The sequence below is a fragment of the Streptococcus sp. HMSC078H03 genome, assembly GCF_001808655.1.
GTDB lineage: Bacteria > Bacillota > Bacilli > Lactobacillales > Streptococcaceae > Streptococcus > Streptococcus salivarius_G.
The window spans coordinates 98,926-118,184 of record NZ_KV794107.1 but is presented as its reverse complement, the minus strand read 5'-3'; the positions used below and the strand labels follow the sequence as shown (position 1 = coordinate 118,184).

General features: G+C 40.9%; 19 protein-coding genes. 1 reads left to right on the top strand and 18 read right to left on the bottom strand.

The window, feature by feature from the left end; translation table 11 throughout:
* Position 1: 1 nt before the first annotated feature.
* The 18 genes from rlmN to HMPREF2607_RS05660 form a co-directional block, all read right to left on the bottom strand.
* The gene (gene rlmN / locus HMPREF2607_RS05750; RefSeq protein WP_096832658.1) at positions 2-1,111 is read right to left on the bottom strand and encodes a dual-specificity RNA methyltransferase RlmN; all 1,110 of its coding nucleotides are present in this window, start codon (positions 1,109-1,111) and stop codon (positions 2-4) included.
* A 63-nt stretch (positions 1,112-1,174) separates the two neighbouring features.
* On the bottom strand, positions 1,175-1,897 hold the full coding sequence (locus HMPREF2607_RS05745; protein ID WP_048674861.1) for a YutD family protein: 723 nt from the start codon (positions 1,895-1,897) through the stop codon (positions 1,175-1,177).
* A 54-nt stretch (positions 1,898-1,951) separates the two neighbouring features.
* On the bottom strand, positions 1,952-3,307 hold the full coding sequence (locus tag HMPREF2607_RS05740; protein ID WP_070476287.1) for a bifunctional metallophosphatase/5'-nucleotidase: 1,356 nt from the start codon (positions 3,305-3,307) through the stop codon (positions 1,952-1,954).
* A 273-nt stretch (positions 3,308-3,580) separates the two neighbouring features.
* On the bottom strand, positions 3,581-3,811 hold the full coding sequence (locus tag HMPREF2607_RS05730; RefSeq protein WP_002884558.1) for a Blp family class II bacteriocin: 231 nt from the start codon (positions 3,809-3,811) through the stop codon (positions 3,581-3,583).
* A gap of 364 nt (positions 3,812-4,175) precedes the next feature.
* On the bottom strand, positions 4,176-5,519 hold the full coding sequence (locus HMPREF2607_RS05725; RefSeq protein WP_060971666.1) for a DEAD/DEAH box helicase: 1,344 nt from the start codon (positions 5,517-5,519) through the stop codon (positions 4,176-4,178).
* Between the two features lie 73 nt (positions 5,520-5,592).
* The gene (mraY, locus tag HMPREF2607_RS05720; protein ID WP_002891748.1) at positions 5,593-6,615 is read right to left on the bottom strand and encodes a phospho-N-acetylmuramoyl-pentapeptide-transferase; all 1,023 of its coding nucleotides are present in this window, start codon (positions 6,613-6,615) and stop codon (positions 5,593-5,595) included.
* 1 nt (position 6,616) lies between these two features.
* A complete protein-coding gene (pbp2X, locus tag HMPREF2607_RS05715) occupies positions 6,617-8,884 on the bottom strand; it encodes a penicillin-binding protein PBP2X (RefSeq protein WP_037602531.1) in 2,268 nt (755 codons plus the stop codon).
* Between the two features lie 3 nt (positions 8,885-8,887).
* Positions 8,888-9,208, bottom strand: a complete 321-nt coding sequence (gene ftsL, locus HMPREF2607_RS05710; protein ID WP_002891750.1) for a cell division protein FtsL — start codon at positions 9,206-9,208, stop codon at positions 8,888-8,890.
* Between the two features lie 2 nt (positions 9,209-9,210).
* Positions 9,211-10,161 carry a 16S rRNA (cytosine(1402)-N(4))-methyltransferase RsmH gene (gene rsmH, locus HMPREF2607_RS05705; RefSeq protein ID WP_002888254.1) on the bottom strand — a complete coding sequence of 317 codons (951 nt, stop codon included), beginning with the start codon at positions 10,159-10,161 and terminating at the stop codon, positions 9,211-9,213.
* Between the two features lie 110 nt (positions 10,162-10,271).
* Positions 10,272-11,300 carry a hypothetical protein gene (locus HMPREF2607_RS10535; RefSeq protein ID WP_021147434.1) on the bottom strand — a complete coding sequence of 343 codons (1,029 nt, stop codon included), beginning with the start codon at positions 11,298-11,300 and terminating at the stop codon, positions 10,272-10,274.
* A gap of 30 nt (positions 11,301-11,330) precedes the next feature.
* Complete coding sequence (locus HMPREF2607_RS05695; RefSeq protein ID WP_014635003.1) at positions 11,331-11,792, bottom strand: Wzz/FepE/Etk N-terminal domain-containing protein; 462 nt, start codon at positions 11,790-11,792, stop codon at positions 11,331-11,333.
* 141 nt (positions 11,793-11,933) lie between these two features.
* Positions 11,934-12,332, bottom strand: a complete 399-nt coding sequence (locus HMPREF2607_RS05690; protein WP_021143653.1) for a DUF805 domain-containing protein — start codon at positions 12,330-12,332, stop codon at positions 11,934-11,936.
* A gap of 98 nt (positions 12,333-12,430) precedes the next feature.
* Positions 12,431-12,829: a DUF805 domain-containing protein gene (locus HMPREF2607_RS05685; protein ID WP_021143652.1), complete on the bottom strand. Its 399-nt coding sequence runs from the start codon at positions 12,827-12,829 to the stop codon at positions 12,431-12,433.
* Positions 12,830-12,928: 99 nt separating this feature from the next.
* Positions 12,929-13,321, bottom strand: coding sequence for a DUF805 domain-containing protein (locus HMPREF2607_RS05680; RefSeq protein WP_037620160.1), 393 nt, complete (start codon positions 13,319-13,321; stop codon positions 12,929-12,931).
* 94 nt (positions 13,322-13,415) lie between these two features.
* A complete protein-coding gene (locus tag HMPREF2607_RS05675) occupies positions 13,416-14,666 on the bottom strand; it encodes a glutamate-5-semialdehyde dehydrogenase (protein WP_070476284.1) in 1,251 nt (416 codons plus the stop codon).
* Position 14,667: 1 nt separating this feature from the next.
* A complete protein-coding gene (gene proB / locus HMPREF2607_RS05670; protein WP_014635008.1) occupies positions 14,668-15,471 on the bottom strand; it encodes a glutamate 5-kinase in 804 nt (267 codons plus the stop codon).
* Positions 15,472-15,590: 119 nt separating this feature from the next.
* On the bottom strand, positions 15,591-17,180 hold the full coding sequence (locus HMPREF2607_RS05665; RefSeq protein ID WP_070476282.1) for an ABC transporter permease: 1,590 nt from the start codon (positions 17,178-17,180) through the stop codon (positions 15,591-15,593).
* A gap of 2 nt (positions 17,181-17,182) precedes the next feature.
* Positions 17,183-17,914, bottom strand: a complete 732-nt coding sequence (locus HMPREF2607_RS05660) for an ABC transporter ATP-binding protein (protein ID WP_064523928.1) — start codon at positions 17,912-17,914, stop codon at positions 17,183-17,185.
* A gap of 273 nt (positions 17,915-18,187) precedes the next feature.
* Between HMPREF2607_RS05660 and HMPREF2607_RS05655 the strand changes: the two genes are divergently transcribed.
* Positions 18,188-18,919, top strand: a complete 732-nt coding sequence (locus HMPREF2607_RS05655; RefSeq protein ID WP_064523930.1) for a DUF554 domain-containing protein — start codon at positions 18,188-18,190, stop codon at positions 18,917-18,919.
* Positions 18,920-19,259: the final 340 nt, after the last annotated feature.

Here is a 19,259-nt window from a genome sequence, read left to right as displayed (position 1 = left end):
CTTATTTACCTTCTGATTTACCAGAAGCTTCTGCTACGGCCTTTTGACGGTCACGTTTCATAGTGTTTGAACGCAATTGTCCACAAGCAGCATCGATATCTGTACCGTGTTCTTGACGAACGACACAGTTAACCCCGTTTTTCTTGAGCACATCGTAGAAGGCCGCCACACGTTCCTTGGTTGAACGACTATATTGGTCGTGCTCTGATACTGGGTTATATGGAATCAAGTTGATGTATGACAACTTACGGATTTTCTTAGTCAAATCAGCCAACTCTTGAGCGTTTTCAGGGTGATCATTGACCTCATTAAGCATGATGTACTCAAAAGTTACACGACGGTTGGTTGTCTGGATGTAATACTCGATAGCTTCAAAGAGTTTTTCAAGTGGGAACGAGCGGTTGATACGCATGATGCTTGAACGAAGGTCATTGTTAGGCGCGTGAAGTGATACGGCGAGGTTAACTTGAACACCTTCGTTAGCAAATTCCTTGATTTTTGGTGCCAAACCAGATGTTGATACGGTAATGTGACGCGCTCCAATGGCAAGACCATTATCATTGTTAATGGTACGCAAGAAACGAAGCACATTGTCATAGTTATCAAATGGCTCACCGATACCCATAACAACCACGTGGCTTACACGTTCACCGTCGCCACGATCGTCAAAGTATTTTTGTACCAACATGATTTGCGCCACAATCTCACCAGCAGTCAAGTCACGTTGTTTCTTAATCAAACCACTGGCACAGAAAGTACAACCGATGTTACATCCAACCTGGGTTGTCACACAGACAGACAAACCATAGTGTTGACGCATCAAAACCGTCTCAATCAACATACCATCTGGCAATTCAAAAAGATATTTAACGGTACCATCTTTAGATTCTTGAACGATACGTTGTTTCAATGGGTTCACACAGAAATTCTCATTCAATTTAGCAATGAAATCCTTAGAAATGTTAGTCATTTCTTCGAAAGATTGCACACGCTTCTTGTAGAGCCAATCCCAAATTTGAGTAGCACGGAATTTCTTTTCACCGTGTTCCATAGCCCAATCAATCAACTCGTCACGAGTAAGACCATAAATAGAAGGTTTGTAGCCTTCCATATCCTCTAACTTCTGACGTTTACGACGTTCTGGTTTTGCTTGTGTTGTTACTTCTGACATAGTTTAATTTCCTTTTTTTCTGATTGTGAAATGCTGACCATCTGACTTGGTCTGGCTTTGTTTCTTCGATGGAGTGTTTTGACCTTTAGAATTTGGAGCTTGCTTCTGACTCTTCTTGAAGTTAGGCTTACGCTCACGACCACCATCCTCAGATCTAGATTTGAACTTAGGACGACGCTTGATTTTCTCAAAGCTTGGACCCTCTTGATCCCTATCTCTTCGTTTGGACTTGTCTGGCTTTTGCTTAGCAGAAGCTTTTTGCCCCTTATTCTTTTGAGAAGCATTGCGCTCTCTAGATTCCTGAGAAGCATTACGACGATTATTAGAACGACGGCGCTTGCGACGAGGTTCTGTCTCCTCTTCAAAGACGATTAATTGCGGCTCTTCATTTTTCAAAATAAAGTAGGCGCAACCAAAGGCACAGTATTCACGCAAATACTCCGACAATCGGCTAATGCGGTCTGTCTTACGCGTATTAGGGCGCTCGTCCTCGTAAAATCCCTTAAGGCGAAGCTGATCATTGGACCAGTCCCCAACGATATAATCATACTTGAGCATGATTTCAGAAAAACGTTGCCCAAAGCGGGTAGCGTCTAAAGCATCCTTGTGATTTTCAAGAACTGTAAACTGACAGGCATCTGATTTCAGAAGATCAGCCACATACACAAAGTCTGGCCCTGGATATTTATTATAATTAAACATTTCTGGCAAGATTTCTTTACGCATGTGCCATCCTTTCTGCTCTCTCTTATTTTCTACCCTGATGCTGTAATAATGTCTCTATATCTTATCCCAATTGGCACCATTTTTTCCTAAATACTTGGCCACAAGTTCCCTTAACAAATCCGGAAAAAGAAGAGTGACCTCCTTTTCCTTGATTGTAGGGAAGTAAGAAGCAAAGTAGTATTGATCCACAAGGACCAAACTAAACTTCTCATTGGAATCTACAACCCTTCTATTATACAACAAATTACCGTTTTTGTAAGCAAAATTCCCCGTGATTACTTCACCAAATGTCTTCCCTCTAAATCCCATACCTTTAATAGCTTGATTCTTAAGGAGTTCGGCCTTAGTAAAAACCTCCCGACAGATTTCCTTGAGTTCTTGTCCTGTCACGACTAGACGCGCCATCCGCATCTGATGAGGAAGGGCTTCTTGAAGGTCTGCCATGGTCACTTGAGGACCTAAAGTCTTCATGATAAGTCCAGTATTTAAAAGCGTTAACTGGCTATCGGTCTCCTGACAAACAGCCTGTAAAACCAATTGGCAGGTCTCATCAAAATCTAGTTCTCGACCTAGATTAGCTACTTTTTTCTGAGCTAAACGACGATGGCCTTCCTCACGCATAGCCTTGATAAAGGTTTCGTCCTCCTTGTCTAAATCCAAGATATAGGACTTGGTGGGGATAGCCTCAATCTGACACTCTATCAATTGTCCATTTTTCACAGTAAGATCAATACAGCCAAGATAATAACCATATCTGTCAGCAGCTGCCAAATAAGTCTCATTAATCAACTTGCCCTCTTCAAACAGGTGGTGGGTATGGCTCCCGATGACAAGGTTTACTTGCGGATAAGTCTCTGCAATCTGCTCATCATAACGTACACCCAGATGGCTAAGAACGACGACTATGTCTGCATCCCTTACCTCAGGACGAGCCAAATCCTCTTCCAACCTAGCCATAGGCTCTAACACCTGCCAACCGTTGGGAGCATAGGTGATGTAATATGGGAAGGTATAGGCCAAGAAAGCAATGTTTGTACCTGCTTTAGTTTTATGGATAAGATAGGGTTTGGCCCATTCAGGCTGTCTCCCTTCATCCTTGAGATTTCCTATGATCGGCTGAAACTTAGCCTGCTCATAAAGACAGTCTAGCTCCTCCTTGGCCAGACCTATCCCCTCATTATTTCCAATAGTCGCATAGTTTATCCCCAACTCATTCATCAGGGCTACATTAAAACGCCCGGCTGTCGCATCAGATAAGGGATGGGACTTATCCACATTGTCCCCAAGATCTACCTTAATCAGCTCTCTATCTGTCTGACTCAAATCATCCACAGCTCGCTTGAGTTGTGGATACTGTTCAAAATGAGAGTGTAAATCATTGATATGAAGAATTCGAATCGTGTCTTTCATGACTCCTATTGTAGCACTTTTGCTATAAAAAAACTTGACAATCATTCTGCCAAGTTTTTACATGCTATTTTTCAAACAGGAACGTATTCCTAGTTAACTTTCTTTTTAACATATTCTTCTGCGAGATGATAGACGTCATCTGCTAGGGATATACTGACATAGATGCACACAATTGAGAAAATTTCTCCTCTAAAGTGTTGCCAAGCAAAGAATATAAGCCCATAAATTAGGAGAGCAATTACTATTTGGCCAAAAAATTGACTCAGTAATCGCCTAATAACGACAAATAAGGCCATAAGTAATCCCATCTTTAATACCATAACCAATACCCTTTAAGGCTGCACCTTGCCAAGTACCTGTTTGAATACCACCTTTAATGGCTCCTCCAACAGCCCCGACGCCTACGGCAGCTGTAGCTCCCCAAAAACTACATGCTCCACCCTTAACAGTAGAAAGATCTTCGGAATTAAGTGAGTTAAAATTGTTAATGATTTGTGTTGTCATTAAAACAACCTCCTTTAAAATATTTTGTTCTACCCTTTTCTCAAAAGCTATGATTTTATTATAGGTAGAAAGCCAACAAAAAAAATAGTGACATTTATGTCACTACCTGATTTTGAGAGTTGACTCAACTAATAACCTCAAACGTACAAATTATTTTACTTTAAACGGAAAGCTTCTTAAAAATGGCTGTGATAAAACTATTTAAAATCTGTCATAGTTTCAGTTCTTAAGACATACTTAATTATTTTACAAGCATATATTGAGACTTTCTCAATAGTTAGATAATAATCAAAAAGGCTGAAACACTTTGGTTTCAACCTCTTGAATTTTAAATTAAAATTTGCTTTCAGCTAGAAGCCAATGTTTAGAAACTCTGCTTCTTAGCTTTACGTTCAGCACGTCCCTTAGCACGGTTAGCTGCACGACGCTCACGTTTGCGTTTTTCGTCAACTTTCCACTGAATTTTCTTCTTGTAGCCAGGCTTGATTTTTTTCTTTTTCTTCTTAACCAAACCAATCATTTCCGTATCAAGTTTTTGATAGGCTTTTTCACGGTTGGCACGACGGTCACGGTCATAGGTATCTTGAAACTCGCCGTCCTTATAGACTTTCGGCTCAAAGGTAATCCCCATCTTTTCAAGCTCACGAATATCTGAGTCATCACTTGGTTGATAGAGGGTGATGGCTGTTCCTGACAAGCCATTACGTCCAGTACGTCCCACACGGTGAACAAAAAAGGACAAGTCTTGAGGGATGGCGTCATTGATTACATGGCTAACCCCTTCAATGTCAATCCCACGCGCTGCAAGGTCAGTCGCTACTATATACTCAAACTCAAGCTTCTTAACTTGATTCATGATACGTTTACGTTCACGTGGTGGAATACCGCCGTGAATTTTGGCAACCTTAAGACCATTTGACACTAGGTAACTGTGCAAATCGTCAGCACGTTCCTTGGTATTAACGAAAATCATTGCTAGATAAGGCTGCATCCCCTTAAGCATCTCAAGAATCTGTTCATTCTTGTTGCGACCCTTGGTAGATACCAACCAGTTATCAATGGTATCCGCAATAACTGTTGAAGTTTTAATTTGTTCCATGACTGGATTGGTCAAATACTTCTTCAAGAATGGTTGCAATTTTTGAGGAATGGTTGCTGAGAAGACCAAAATTTGAACTTCCTTAGGCAGACTTGCCGCAATCTTGTCTACAGTATCCAAGAATCCCATATCCATGGTCATATCAGCTTCGTCAACAACAAAGGTATGGGCCTTGTGGATAGCCAAGTCCCCAGACTTAACTAGGTCATAAATACGACCTGGTGTCCCGATAACAATATGAGGTTGTGCTACCTTGAGTTTCTCAATCTGACGTTGCTTGTCTGTACCACCCACATAGTTGACCACACGAATTTCAGTCTCAGAGTGTTTGGCAATTTGTTTTGTCGCTTGGTAAATTTGTGTCGCCAATTCACGTGATGGTGCTGTAATAACAACCTGAACATCACCACTCTTTGGATTTAGTTTCTCAAAAATTGGCAAGAGGAAGGTATGTGTCTTCCCTGAACCCGTCTTTGATTCACCAACCAAATCACGACCTGAACGGACTACAGGAATCAATTTCTGTTGAACAGGTGTTGGCTCTTTAAACTTAATCTCGTCAAGAGCCTCCTGAATAAATGTTTTAAAATTAAAATCTTTAAATGACATGCTTAGTTACTTCTTTTCTATCTAGTCTATCCCTATCATTATAACAGAAAAAGAGCATTTCTGCTCTTTTCATTTATTTCATAACGTTTCCAAGAACCATCCAAAGGGTAATGGCACTTGCAAGTGCTCCAACTGTCCAAAGGAAAGCATCAACCTTCCACTCTGACCATTTGTCACCCTTACCTGAAAGACCACCCAACTCGAGGTGATGGTGGAATGGTGTCATACGGAAAATACGACGACCTTCACCATACTTACGCTTAGTGTATTTGAAATAGCTGACCTGTAGCATGACAGAAGCTGTCTCAAAGACATAAACCACACCAATCAAGAGTAGGGTCCACTCTACACGTAGGGCAATAGAGATAACCGCAAGCATAGCTCCAAGTGACAAGGAACCGACATCTCCCATAAAGACCTTGGCTGGCTTGTGGTTAAAGACGAAGAAGCCAAGAAGTGCCCCAATCATAGTGATAATGATAGTCAAGATAGCGAACTCACCCTTGACAAAAGCGATAATTCCATAGGCAATCAAGCTGATAACCACAGAGATAGAAGCTAAACCATCAATACCGTCTGTCAAGTTCACAGCATTTGAGAAACCGACAATCCAGAATAGGACAAAGAGAACATAAAAGACACCGAGATGAATGGTTAATCCACCAATAGCTAGGCTATCTGTCCCACTAGGGAGTACGTGGATAAAGTAGAAAAGCAAACCCGCAATAATCTGCAAGGCCATCTTTTGCCAAGGTTTAAGTCCCTCATTGATTTGACGGAAAATCTTAAGGAAATCATCAAGGAAGCCGATGATTCCATAAATCAAAATTACAAAGAGAATCCCTACTGTAGCACCATAGGCTTGGTGGCCCTCGCTAAAGACGTGGAAGTTAAAAATCAAGCTAACCAAGATGGCAACCACTAGGAAGACTGTCCCTCCCATAGTTGGTGTTCCAGCCTTAGCCAAATGCTGCTTCACATCTTCATGCATTTGTTGGCCACCGATTTTCTTGATTTTGTAGTAAGTAATAAAGTGAGGCATGGCGAGCACCGTCAACACAAAGGCGGCCACACCTGCTATCAGACTCATAGTCATCTTAGTCTCCTAAAGTAATGGTAATCTTCTTGGTTTTAGACAGGGCTTTTCCTGCCGCAACACTTTGTTTGGTAACAGTCCCTGACTTGCCACCCTTATAAGTAACTTTAATGCCTTTCCATTTGGCAAAGGTTTCAACGTTCTTCTTGGTCCAACCATACATGTCTGGAAGTTCTGTGAAATCATTGGTCATGATAAGAATCTGTTCATTAGCCTTGATATTGGCTTTGGCATCTACAGAAACCTTCTCAATCTTATCACCAACACCCAGAACAATCGGATGAATCAAGTTTTGACGAAGGGTGTTAGCTGTCTCGCCCGGACTCTTACCGATAATATCGCCGGTTTGATAGCTCGTTTCATCGGTCTTTCCACCACCTTCAGAAACAGAGGTATCAAGCGTATCACCCATGGACATAGCTTCTTCTAGGACAGGGTTAACCACCGTCGCATAAAAATTATTATCCCAGGTCTTAGGTTCCTGAACTGTTACATACATAACATATTGTGGATCATCAGAAGGAACCATAGCTACAACTGAGTTGAGCGTTTCGTTGGTCCCAACTTTATAGGTTCCTGTTTTTTCATCGGCCACTTGGGCTGTTCCTGACTTAACCGCAACATCATAGTTACCAACCTTAATGATTGGCGAACCTTCAGACTTGTTGTACAGGGTACCAAACTCTGGGTCTGTACCAACAGAAATCATATAATTACGGGTCTCAGAAGCAGCCTGCTTGGAAACTGGCTTACCAATAACTTCTTTCTTAGCCGTACGAACAGTGCCTTGGTTAACATCTGCAACTTGTTTGATAAATTGAGGTTCCAACATAACACCATTGTTAGAGATAGCTGAAAAAGCACGAAGCATCTGAACCTGAGTCACTGAAATCCCTTGTCCAAAGGATGATTGCGCAATATTCACAGAGTTTCTTGAGACAACCCCTGAAGATTCACCTACCATCCCAAAACGGGTTGGAAGTCCAAACTTATAGAGTGATAGGTAGTTTGACCAAACCTTGTCTCCCATCTCTTGTTCCAACATGGTCATCAAAACGTTACTTGAATAAGAGAAGCCTTGAGCAAATGACATGGTTCGGCCTGACGAGATACCTTCATTAATAGACCAGTCATTGATTTCAACATCATCAACCTTGATACCGTTGGCATTGCTATAGGTCGCATTAGGATTGAAACTTCCGTTATTGATAGCCGATGACAAGAGCATGACCTTCATGGTTGACCCTGGTTCATATTGGGCCTCATAAAGTCGGTTAACCCAGTCATAACTTTTCTTGGCTTGTCCTTCGAGGGTATCAGAGTTATAGGTAGGACGTTGTGTCGTCGCAAGAATTTCACCTGTTTTTGCATTGACAACTGTCGCTGAAGCATTGACACCTTGCGTCTGCTCCATAAAGGTATCCATCTGCGTTTCTAAGAAGGTTTGGAGAGGCGCTGACAAGGTTGTATAGATGTTCTTACCATCGATAGCTTCCTTGGTAATGGTTTCCGTACCTAGAAGCGTATTACCGTTTTTATCCTTTTCATAGATGGCCTCTCCATCTGTTCCAGTCAAGAGGCTATTGAGCGAGCGCTCCAAACCAGTTTGACCAATTAAAGAATATGAGCCGTCTTTTTTATTTTCAACAGCTTCGGCACGACCAAGAAACTCTGACGCGAAGGTTCCATTAGGGTACATTCGTGACGTTGTTGCTTCAAAGGCCATCCCCTTAATTCCCGCATCTTTAAAGGCTTTTTCTAGTTCTTCTTTAACAGAGTAGGTAATTCCCTTCCCCTTTAGCCCAAAGGAAACCTGGTAGGCACCCTTAGTACGCAATTGGGCCAAGGAATCACTCTTTTCAATTCCTAGCTTATCCTTTAAAATATCAGCAACCTTGTCAAACTGACTATCTTGGACATAGAGTTTTTCTTGAGTCGCTGATACATAACTGGTCGACACGATAGCGTAAATGGCATAACTGGTTGAATCCTCAGCCAAAACATTTCCATTTCGGTCGTAAATCGTCCCACGCTTGGCAGCCACCGTGGTCTTAGTGTTATAAGATTTAGCAGCCTGGGTAGACAAATCGACACCAAACTTACTGTCTGTCCCGATAATCACCACAAAGTTGATAATAAAGACGAAAAAGATAAAGATGCTGAGAACCATAAGGTTCTGACCAACGTGCTGTCGATTCTGGGCTGGCTTTCGCCTATCCCTAACGACATAGTTTAGAAATAAATGTTTAAGTTTTCTTAATCTGTTCATTGGTTACTTCACACTCTTAATACTATCGTTATTAATAGACAGGCCTGCCTTATTAGCAATCTCTTTAATACGGTCAGAGTTTGTCAACTCATTAACCGCCTGCTTAGCATTGTTAAGCTCTGTTTTTTCATCACTAATCTTGCTATTAAGGTCTGTGATTTGTTGCTTGATAGCCTGGTTACGCCCTTGTAAAAATACAACAGCGATACTCATCACAATAGCTGTCAAAACAATTGCCGAATAGAAGGCCTTTTCCATACGCGTCATAAAACGAATATGGTTTCTAATGGCTCTATTAACAATCTGATGTTCCTTATTTTCCATAATTATTTCCTGATTTTTTTAGCCACACGCAATTTAGCAGAATGCGAGCGGTTATTAGCTTCTAATTCTTCCTGACTAGGTAGGATTGGCTTACGATTAACTAAGGCTACCTTAGGTTGGAGGTCTTCAGGAATAAAAGGTAGACCTTTAGGCACATCTACCGTACTGGCTTCCTTGAAAAGCTGTTTAGTCAATCGATCCTCCAAAGAATGGAAGGTAATGACCGAAATACGACCATCTACAGCAAGTAAATCCAAGGCCTCTTGAATAGACTCATCCGCAGCACCAAGCTCATCATTCACTTCGATACGAATAGCTTGAAAAATTTGCTTGGCTGGATGGCCTTTCTTCTTCAATTCCTTAGCAGGCTTAGCTGATTTAATGATTTCCGCCAGTTCCGTCGTGGTCTCAATTGGTTTAACCTGACGAGCCTGTTCAATCTTACGTGCAATTTGTTTAGAGAACTTGTCCTCACCATACTTGAAGAAAATACGCACCAAATCGTTGTAAGGATAGGTATTGACCACATCATAAGCGGTCAAGCTCGCCTCCTCATTCATGCGCATATCCAGCTTAGCATCCTGTTTATAGGAGAAACCACGCTCACGCTCATCCAACTGTGGGCTAGAGACACCCAAGTCATAGAGAATGCCATCAATTTCAGACACCCCCAAGGCTTCAAGATTGGACTTGAGATTACGGAAATTATCCTTGATGAAAGTCACCATACCCTTATCAATATAGTCCTTGAGACGCACTTGAGCATTATCAATAGCCTTTTGGTCCTGATCAAAACAGTACAAATGACCCTTTTCAGATAATTGCGACAAAAGATAAGACGAATGTCCTGCGCCACCCAAGGTCGCATCAACATAGATGCCATCGGGCTTGATATCAAGCATATCAACAGTTTCGTGTAAAAGAACGGTTACATGGTGAAATTCATTAGTCATAACTTTTATTATAGCACAAGAATAGAGAAATTGTCTCGTTCTGTAAGTTGACAGGATAGTAAAAAAGCCAGACCTGTGGCCTGACTTTTTGATCTATTAGTCTGATGAGATTAATCCACTCTGTAAAAATAACTTTCCTCAGATGGCACTCCATTCGTCGCTAAGATACGGTCCTTACTGTTATCTCCCGCATCACTTGCATCGCTAACGCCCTTAGGACAAAGCTGAATTGGAGTATTCCCTACTGGACTAGAATCAACATAAGTTAAGGTATATATACCAGACACATATTGATTGGGTGAGACTTTGTCGATAGGATAAGTATAGCCCCAGAAATCCAACTGCCCATCCGAAGTAATGGTGATGGTCTTTCCATTTGAAGACTTCCATGTTCCTACAGCTGATTTGTAATTGCCATTTTTGAGTTCATCAGGCTTAAGAGATGTTGAACTTGTTTGAGTTTGTGACGCTGCGCTAGAACTACTATTAGTAGAGGCACTGCTCAGATCCTTCCAATCCCAATTCGAAAGATCAGCCTTCTCTGCACCCGAATCACTGTCATCTTTTACAAGAGATTGACCATCACTACTAAAGTGGTAGCCAGAACCTCCACCAGCCATAGCACCAGCACTACCATAGTAGCTAAAGGTGTTATCCTTGAGGTAGGCCAAAGTCATGCGCTCACCCAACATGCCCAGTTGTGAACCTTCTGTCAGACGAATCACCTGACCACTATCCTTAGAGATAGTATAAATATCCGTAATCATATGCTCTTTAAAGAGTTTCCCCGGCTTAAAAGCAAGAATCAACTCATCAACACCATTACCATCCAGATCACGGTAAGTATAGACCGTTGAGGCAGGACTTGTTTGAGAATTAGCATAGGTAACAACGAGAGAATTAAGCGAGGCATCCGTTTGGTTGTTGGCCACAGCTGTTTGGTACTTACTAATGATGCTATCATAAGCAGAGGTATCTACCTTTTTCTCTTGACTAGAGCTTTCACTACTTCTTGATTGTGACTGTTCTACTGATGAAGATGAAGTCGTCGAAGTCAAGCCATTTTGCTGGTTTGAACAAGCGGCTAATAGGACTAAACTAGATAATCCTGTTACTAATGCTAAAACTTTATTTTTCATTTCTAATCCTAAATTCCTTTTCTCTAACCCTTATTCTGTTGTCCCAGAGCTAACATCTGCGCTGTAGGCAGGTGCTGTATAGCTTGAAGACTCACTATGTGACTCTGTATAAGTTGTTGGTGGCACATAGCTATACTGGGGCGCTTGATAAGCCTCTTGTGCTGAAGATGGTGATGGCGTAGGCGTTGATGCTACCGCAGGAGTAGAGCTTGCTTCTGTCTGACTAGCTGCTTCTACCGTTGAGCTTGCTGATGACGATTCACTTGAAGACTCACTTGAGGTTGAAGAAGATGACGAAGAGCTAGAGCTCGATGATTTGGATGACGCCTTAGGTTTGCTAGACGATGACTGCTTAGTAGTAACCTTGACTTGGACCTTTGCATGATTGTGTGCAGGTTGCAAAAAGACAATAGCCAGAGCCAATAGGATAGCCGGTAGGGTAAATGCCAAAATAAGGTAACGTTTTTCTTTTAAATGACGAAGTAGTTTCATAGAGTATTCACATTTCTTAAATATATTTTTAGTATCGATTAGTCTCAGATAAGATTATATCAGAAATATTAAAATGTGCAACATTAACATAAAACTTTTTTAACATCAAAAAAAACAACTCAAAGAGTTGGTTGATTGCCATTATTGTTGTGGATTATTGAAGTTGTTGACTGGCACTTCTACTTTTGTTGGTTGACATAGTAGAAAAATGAAGATAAAAATACCGACAAAGGGAATTAAAGGAATAAAAATATACGGCCAATTATAGCCAGCATCACGCAAACGACGAACCGTTAGAGCAATACCAGGTAAAACTGTAGCAATACCATAGGCAAAAAAGATGAGTAGTAAAATAACTGAAATAGTAAATACATCCATTGACCCTGTTGCAGATACCATTCTTTCAAACACTGCATCGAGCAAATAATAAGCAAAGAAAATCAATACATGTGCCAAATATGCAAACCAGTAATCTGAAGGTGTTGAACGGCCCGTAAAATCAACATAGCCCTTCCAAAATTTTTTGTAGGCTTCAATCATAATAAAATCCCCCTTTTTATGTTACTCTCAGTATAACAAGAGAAGAGAAGCTTGACAAATCAACTAAAAAACAGCCATACTAGGCTGTTAAGTCGTTATTATTGCTGTGGATTATTGAAGTTGTTAAATGGATACTCAACTTTAGTTGGTTTACATAGTAAAACAATGAAGATAATAGGACCTACAAATGGAATAAATGTAACAAAAATATACGGCCAATTGTAGCCAGCATCACGTAAACGGCGAACTGTTACAGCAAGACCAGGTAAGATGGCAGCAACACCAAAGGCAAAAAAGATAAATAGGATGATGAATGAAATAACAGCAAAAAAGCTTGATTCTGTAGCACCTGCAATGCCTCCAAAGATTGCCAGCAACACATAAAAAGCAATAACTGTTAACATATTTGCCAAATATGCAAACCAGTAATCTGAACGTGTTGAACGGCCTTCAAAATCTACATAGCCCTTCCAAAACTTCTTATAAGCTTCGATCATAATAAAATCTCCTCATTTTTTGATACTTATAGTATAGCAATAAAAAAAGAATTTGACAAATCAACTAAAAAACAACCTAAGGAGGCTGTTAAGTAACTATCATTGCTGAAGATTATTAAAATTGTTGAAAGGAAATTCTACTTTTGTGGGTTGACAACACAAAACCAACAGTACGATATCACCTATAACAGGCGCATAGCGTAAGAAAATCAATGCCCAGTGAAAACCGGCATCACGTAAGCGACGCACCTGAAGGGCAATAGATGGAATATAGTTAGCAAAACAATATAGCATTGCAAACCCATACAGTAAGCTGAGAATAACATGATAATGACTATTCGGACTATCAAAAACACTTACAACTATAACTATGCTAAATAAAATGATACCTACAATAGTATTCGCTAAAACTGCCAACCAATAGTCTGAGCGAGTTGAACGTCCTGTAAAATCGACATAGCCCATCCAATACTTTTTATAAGCTCTAAACATGGCAAAATCTCCTCATCCTTGATACTACCAGTATATCAGAAGACCTGTCGTCTAGCAAACCAACTAAAAAAGCTCCTTCATGGAGCTTTATGGGTTATTCTCTAATTTGTCCTTGTCCGTTAATATAGAACTTGGTTGACGTTAGGGCCTCCAGTCCCATTGGACCACGGGCGTGCATTTTTTGGGTTGAGATTCCGATTTCAGCACCCAGTCCAAAGACGAATCCATCTGTAAAGCGGGTTGAGGCATTAACATAGACAGCTGCAGCGTCAACATCATCTTGGAATTGCTCCGCACGACTGATATCCTGAGTCACAATAGCCTCTGAATGCGATGTCGTGTAAGTATTAATCCATTTAATAGCCTCATCAAGGCTATCTACCACTTTAACAGACATAATATAGTCAAGAAACTCTGTCGCAAAATCTTCTGGTGAAGCGGGTACGGATTTTTCCATAAGTTTCAAAGCCTTTTCATCCGCACGGAACTCAACAGCCTGAACTTTTGAAATAGCTTTTTCCAAGTTAGGCAAGAAGTCTTCCGCAATATCAGCATGAACGACGAGAGATTCTGCAGCATTACAAACACTTGGTCGTTGGGTTTTGGCATTGATAACAATCTGTGTCGCCATATCTAAGTCAGCATATTTATCCACATAAATATGACAGTTACCAACACCCGTTTCGATGACAGGAACCTTGGCTTTTTCTTTAACCGTTTGGATGAGACGGGCTCCACCACGAGGGATAAGCAAGTCAACATACTTGGTCGCCGCCATGAGTTCCTCTGCTACCTCATGAGAGGTATCTTCAACCAGCTGAACAGCATCTGCTGTGATACCTGCATTTTCCAAAGCCTTACGGGCTACTGTAACCAAGGCCTTGTTGGAATTGATGGCATCACGTCCTCCACGGAGAATGATGGCATTATTGGTTTTAAAGGCAAGGCTAAAGGCATCGATTGAGACATTGGGACGGCTCTCAAAAATCATAGCGATAACACCCATAGGGACACGCTTTTGAACGATTTTGAGACCATCCAGATTCGTATAGCCACGAACCACTTGACCAATTGGGTCTTGAAGATCTGCTACCTGACGGACACCCTCAGCAATTCCTGCGATACGGTCTTCCGTTAAGAGCAAACGATCTTGCATAATCTCTGAAATACCATTTTCCTTGGCATTTGCCATATCCTTAGCATTTTCAGTGATAATATAGGCACTCTCAGCTACTAGAGCTTTAGCTACCTGATTTAGAAGGTCGTTTTTAGCTGCTGTTGATAATTTAGCAATCTGACGACCTGCCACCTTGGCCTGTTGGCCCAGTGTATCGATATATGTCATCTTAGTCCTCCTGTTTAAAGAGTGTACCAATCTTGGCTCCTTCTAGGACACGAAGGATGTCACGTGGATTTTCACCATTCATCAAAACCATTTGGCTATGATTTTCAAAAACCATCTGGGCAGATTTAATCTTACTCATCATACCACCCGTACCAAATTTACTACCAGCACCACCAGCTGAGGCCAGAATTTCCTCGGTAATCTCTGGGACATAGCTACGAAGGGTCGCATCCTCATAAACATTTGGGTTCTTATCAAAAAGCCCATCAATATCTGACAGCATGATAAGTAGGTCTGCACCAACAATCTTAGCAACGATAGCAGACAAGCGGTCATTGTCTCCAAACTTAGTCGCATGGTCCATTTCATCTACGCTGACAGCGTCATTTTCATTCACAACTGGGACAACTCCAAGCTCGAAGAGGCTCTCAAAGGCATTGATGGCATTGGCCAAACTCTCGGGATACTCAACCACATCACGCGTCAAAAGCAACTGAGATACCTTGGTCTGATAATGTGAAAAGACCTGAGAATAAAGGCTCATCATAGCTACCTGCCCTACACTTGAGACAGCCTGTTGCTTACCAACTTCTGCTGGGCGTTTCTCAAGGTCTAGAACATTGAGACCAAAGCCCATGGCACCAGAGGATACGAGGACAACCTCAATTCCTTTATTATGCAAGCTAGAAATAACAAAAGCTAATTGATCGATTTTTTCAAGATTAATTTTCCCTGATGGTAAAACCAGAGAGCTAGTCCCGATTTTGATAACCAGGCGTTTTACTGAGTCAAAATTTCGTTTCATGTTTATGATTATACACTAAATTCAGGTATTTTAACATATATAATGCATAAGTTTACATATTAAGGATTTTCAGTAAAAAAGAATCCCTCCAATCGGAGAGACTCTTTAAACAGTTTGTTCTAGGCAAAAAACATGGCTCTAATACGTTTCCAACGTCTGCGATCAACAAAGAGATAAACGATTAGGACAACTAAAGCTATAAGCCCAGATACTATAGCATTGACTACTAAGGCAATCCAGAACTTACTTGCAAAGAAAACAATACCTCCTAGCAAGGCAGCGATGAAAATTGTAAGAATAAAGATACCCATATAGAGCCACTGTCCGCCACCTCGATTGAAGAGCTGGGTAACTTCCTGCCAATTCACTTCCAACAATTTAAGGTCACGTTCAAAGTAATAACCACCTACAAGATAGGTTGTTACGAGAAAACCAAGAGTGAAACTTGCTACCAAAATCAGATGGAGATGTGCAAGGAAGATTAAACCAAGTCCTCCTAGTAAGAGGGATACACCGACTTGCAAGGCATAGAAAAGCCAGAACTTTTGACGAAGATAGTCACCCGTATTGATTGGCAGGCTACGAATAAAGTCAAAGTTTGTCCCCTCTAAGGATGTTGCTACACCAAGAAAACTTGTTGGTTGAGCTGAAAAGAAACCAAAGGCAATTCCGACCAAAAGCAGGAGTCCGAAATAGTCTGGGCCCAGATCTTTCAAAAATACCGCACCCCCACCTAACATGATCATATATAAGACCGGCACCACATAGGTATTGATAATGAGGGTTGAATTCCCCAAAGTAGATAAATGATGGCGGATCAAGACCTGTCTTTGGCTTCGAGTAACAGCTTTGGCCTGAGGCTTTCTAGCCTTTTGGTTATAAATGGTTTCGTGGAAATAACGAGGCATTCTGACTTTATAAAACCAATAGCCCAAGATAAGCACTACAACCAGGGGAAGATAGAAATTTAGCAGAGCCTCTGGAGATAGAGGGGCAGCTACGACATCATAGTAACCTCTTAGATAAGGAACCAAGGGAAAATCGGCATGTCCAGCACCATCAACATAACCTTTAATAAAACCGACCATCATAATAGGCAACATAATCAATAGGGTTGACAAGGTCATCAAAATGGTTGAATAGAGCTTTTTATGAGAACTGCGAACAATCAGCGTTCCAATACTATTAGACAGAATCACTGAAAAAACAAGATTGATAAAGAGAGAAACGATAAAGGTCAGAAGCCCAACGACTATCCCCAATGGGCCAATAAATTGCCAGTAAGCTAGAATGAGAAGACTAAGGATAGGTACCATGAAGGTCATCCCAACCATAGAGCCTGACAAGGTCTTGGCCAAAAAAACTTCCGCTGGCTTCAAGGGAAGAGGCAGATAAGCCTTGCTATCCTTACTGTCATAAAAGGTACTATAGAGAGCCGTGAAGGTCTGGAGAAGCCCCATGATTGAAAAAGTCAAGAGATATAGGGTTAAGACTCCAGGATTGGCCTTATAATCGACACCTACAAAAAGATAGCTATAAACAACCGTAAAAACAGCTAGAATCAAGAGTTGTTGTCTAAGCATGGCATTAACGATGGAGAAATTGGCTTTTTTCTTTTTCTCCTGACGTTTCTGTAGGTTAGTTACTGCTTGAGGATTAGCATAGAGGAGATTGATTTTAAAAAGCTCCCAAACATGGTTCCAGTTCATGACTATACCTCCTCAATCTTACGTCCAGCCATTTCCAGATAAATAGTTTCCAAATCCTTGTCAGGGTACTGAGACTTCAGTTCAGCTAGAGACCCTTGGAAGATAAGTTTCCCTTTCTTCAAAATAGCAATCCGATTACAGAGCTGCTCAGCTACACTTAAAACGTGGGTTGAGAAAAGGACACTATTACCTTCCTTGGCATGATGACGCATGGCTTCCTTCAAATCATAAGACGCCTGTGGATCCAGACCAGTCAGAGGCTCATCCAAAACCCAAATCTGTGGATTAACCAAAAGTGCACCGATAACGACAACCTTCTGACGCATACCATGAGAGAAGGAAGAAATGAGGTTATAACGACTCTCCGTCAAGTCAAAGGTAGCCATGAGATTAGTCAAACGTTCCTCAACCTGACTAGCTTCCAAATCATAGATACGTGTCAAGAAGTACCAATAGTCATTGGCCGTCAAATTTAAGAATAGGTCCGGTGAATCTGGCACATAAGCGATTTTTTTCTTGATGGCATCACGATGTTGACTGAGGGCCATATCATCAACGTAAACTTCACCGTAGCTAGCTTCAATGATAGACGTCAAAATAGAAATGGTCGTGGTCTTACCAGCTCCATTGTGACCGATTAGACCAAAAATCTCACCATCTCGAATCTCGAGGTTAAGATCTGAGAGAGCATCTTTATCTTCATAACGTTTCGTTACGTGTTCAAAACGAATCATCTTTTATCCTTTCTTGAGAATCTATTTAACAATAGTCTCATTTTACACTTTATATTAAATTATAAATTAGAATTATTGCTATGTTTTTCATGAACAATACTCTAATAATGCCGACAATAGGTTTAGATAAGGCTATTTCGTTACCTTCTCATTTATTGTATCATTTCAAAGGTACAATTTCAAGAAAACGTTTGTAAAAACGAGACAATTTTGCATTCGGTCTTTGATAATGCTAAACTTATAGTATTTAGATCAATAGGAGGAAAATCACTGGTGCCAACTGGAATTATCATCAACTCGCTATCTATTATCTTAGGAGGAATCGCTGGAGGACTCTTTGGGGATTATCTTCGAGACGATTTCAAGGAGAACCTTAACCTTATCTTTGGTCTAGCCTCTATGGTTATGGGGATTAGTGCTATTATGAATATGGTTAATATGCCTGCGGTTATCTTCGCGGTGGTTATTGGTACCATCATTGGACTGGCCCTAAAGTTTGGAAACCTCATCAACAAGGGGGCTGGACTTATGGAAAAAGGCTTGTCCAAGATTACACCAAGCAAACAAACAGGGTTAGCTCACGATGAGTTTTATGCACAGCTCTTGACAGTTATCGTCCTTTTTTGTGCGAGTGGTACAGGAATTTACGGTAGCCTTGAGTCTGGGATGACAGGCGATTCCTCCATCTTGATTTCCAAATCTATCCTAGATTTCTTTACAGCCATGATTTTCTCTTGTAGTCTAGGCTACATCGTCTCCATGATTGCCATTCCACAATTTATCGTTTTCTTCCTCCTCTTTGTGAGTGCTGGTTTCATTCTCCCTCTAACAACAAAAGCCATGATTGGAGACTTTAAGGCTTGCGGGGGCTTCCTCATGATTGCGACCGGTTTTCGTATTATGAAACTGCGTCAATTCCCAACAGCAGATATGATTCCATCCATGATTCTGGTTATGCCTATTTCCTGGGCCTGGGTCAATTGGGTGGTGCCTTTGATTAGTTGACATTAGGATTAAACTAAACAAATACTGTCAGTCTAATGCTGGCGGTTTTTGTCTATTTTTTAGCTGTTATAGACTTGGATTATTAAAAAATAGTAATGTTCGTGGTGTTGAATTCTAATTTTTCTAACCTTGTTTAGACTGAGATGAGTTTGTTATAATAACCCTTGTAGGCCTAAGCAACCTACAAGATACTTTTTTTCATAACTATTTCCATCCTCTAATATTTTAACGAACTTACAATACTGATGGAAATCTATCTGAAAAGACTGGTGTGTGCACACCGGTCTTTTTTGGTGGGATTGAGACACCAAAAAAACCACTCTTTCACTATGAAAGAATG